The organism is Haemophilus parainfluenzae (assembly GCF_003253005.1).
Classification (GTDB): domain Bacteria; phylum Pseudomonadota; class Gammaproteobacteria; order Enterobacterales; family Pasteurellaceae; genus Haemophilus_D; species Haemophilus_D parainfluenzae_M.
In genome coordinates this window covers 1-2,043 of sequence record NZ_QEPZ01000016.1, presented here as the reverse complement: position 1 = coordinate 2,043, position 2,043 = coordinate 1, and the positions used below count along the sequence as shown (strand labels likewise).

At 41.9% G+C, this 2,043-nt stretch carries 4 protein-coding genes; all 4 read left to right on the top strand.

What is annotated here, in order from left to right; genetic code table 11:
* Positions 1-38 precede the first annotated feature (38 nt).
* Genes rpsP through rplS form a run of 4 tightly spaced genes read left to right on the top strand, consistent with a single transcriptional unit; the run spans position 39 to position 2,021 of the window.
* Positions 39-284 carry a 30S ribosomal protein S16 gene (gene rpsP, locus DPV97_RS09515; protein WP_005697005.1) on the top strand — a complete coding sequence of 82 codons (246 nt, stop codon included), beginning with the start codon at positions 39-41 and terminating at the stop codon, positions 282-284.
* Between the two features lie 44 nt (positions 285-328).
* On the top strand, positions 329-856 hold the full coding sequence (gene rimM / locus DPV97_RS09510; protein ID WP_070713914.1) for a ribosome maturation factor RimM: 528 nt from the start codon (positions 329-331) through the stop codon (positions 854-856).
* A gap of 37 nt (positions 857-893) precedes the next feature.
* Complete coding sequence (gene trmD / locus DPV97_RS09505; protein WP_049374352.1) at positions 894-1,634, top strand: tRNA (guanosine(37)-N1)-methyltransferase TrmD; 741 nt, start codon at positions 894-896, stop codon at positions 1,632-1,634.
* 36 nt (positions 1,635-1,670) lie between these two features.
* Positions 1,671-2,021 carry a 50S ribosomal protein L19 gene (rplS, locus tag DPV97_RS09500; RefSeq protein WP_005626422.1) on the top strand — a complete coding sequence of 117 codons (351 nt, stop codon included), beginning with the start codon at positions 1,671-1,673 and terminating at the stop codon, positions 2,019-2,021.
* Positions 2,022-2,043 lie beyond the last annotated feature (22 nt).

Here is a 2,043-nt window from a genome sequence, read left to right as displayed (position 1 = left end):
GAATATTCTTTTAGTAATTAAACATTTAGAGGAAGGTTATGGTAACCATTCGTTTATCTCGTGGCGGAGCTAAAAAACGCCCATTTTATCAAATCGTAGTAGCTGACAGTCGTTCACCACGTGACGGTCGTTTCATTGAGCGTGTAGGTTTCTTCAACCCAATCGCACAAGGTAACGCTGAGCGTCTTCGTGTTGATCTTGAGCGTGTAAACCACTGGGTTGCTCAAGGTGCTTCACTTTCAGACCGTGTTGCGACTTTGGTAAAAGAAGCTCAAAAAGCATAATCTCGCTTTTTGATTTAGTTCTTAAGCTAAGATAGGTGAGAAATATGGAACAACAACGTATTGAAGTTGTGGGCAAATTAGGCTCAACCTACGGTATTCGTGGGTGGTTACGTATTTATTCATCAACAGAACAAGCTGAAAGCATTTTTGAGTATCAACCTTGGTTTTTAAAAATCAAAGGTGAGTGGCAGCCAACAGAATTAGAAAACTGGCGTCATCATAATCACGAAATCATCGTGAAATTAAAAGACGTTGATGACCGTGAAGCCGCACAAATTTTAGCAAATGTTGAAATCGGTGTGGATTTATCTGTTTTCCCAGAACTGGAAGAAGGTGATTATTACTGGCACGATTTAATTGGTTGTTCAGTTGTGAACCTAGAAGGTTATACAATGGGAACGGTGACAGAGATGATGGAAACGGGGTCTAATGATGTTTTAGTAGTTAAAGCCAATACGAAAGATGCTTTTGGAAAACAAGAGCGGTTAATTCCGTTTTTGTATGAACAAGTAGTTAAAAGAGTCGATCTCGCCACGAAAACTATTGAAGTGGATTGGGACGCTGGTTTCTAATCTCAAGTATGCACAAACGTAATGTAGTAGGCTTTTTATGTGGATAGGGGTGATTTCATTATTCCCCGAAATGTTTAAAGCGATTACGGAATTTGGGGTTACAGGTAGAGCCGTAAAACATAATCTTCTGCAAGTGGAATGTTGGAATCCAAGAGATTTTACATTCGACAAGCATAAAACCGTGGATGACCGCCCTTATGGTGGTGGCCCGGGAATGCTGATGATGGTACAACCTTTACGGGATGCGATTCATGCTGCGAAAGCAGCGGCAGTAGAAGGCGCAAAGGTGATTTACCTTTCGCCACAAGGGCGTAAACTCGATCAAGGCGGCGTAACCGAGCTTGCTCAAAATCAGAAATTGATTTTAGTATGTGGACGTTACGAAGGTATTGATGAGCGATTGATTCAAACTGAAATTGATGAAGAATGGTCAATCGGGGATTACGTTCTGACCGGTGGGGAATTGCCGGCAATGACATTAATTGATGCTGTTGCACGTTTTATTCCCGGTGTATTAGGCAAACAAGCCTCCGCAGAAGAAGATTCTTTTGCTGATGGCTTATTAGATTGCCCGCATTACACCAGACCGGAAGTGTTAGAGGGATTAACTGTACCGTCCGTGCTGATGTCGGGACATCACGAAGAAATTCGGAAATGGCGATTAAAACAATCGCTACAAAGAACGTGGCTCCGACGCCCTGAGCTCTTAGAAGGCCTAGCTCTGACTGACGAACAACGTAAGCTGTTAAAAGAGGCGCAAGCCGAACATAACAGTTAGTTTCAGTTACATCTAGGATCAATAAAGGATCAAACAATGTCTAACATTATCAAACAACTTGAACAAGAACAATTAAAACAAAACGTACCTAGCTTCCGCCCAGGTGATACTTTAGAAGTTAAAGTATGGGTAGTTGAAGGTAGCAAACGTCGTTTGCAAGCATTCGAAGGCGTGGTTATTGCAATTCGTAACCGTGGCTTGCACTCAGCATTTACTTTACGTAAAGTATCTAACGGCGTAGGTGTTGAGCGTGTATTCCAAACTCACTCTCCAGCTGTAGATTCTATCGCTGTTAAACGTAAAGGTGCAGTACGTAAAGCTAAACTTTACTACTTACGTGAACGTTCAGGTAAATCTGCTCGTATTAAAGAGCGTTTGGGCGAATAATTTCGCAAAGAAAAAGGCTTGG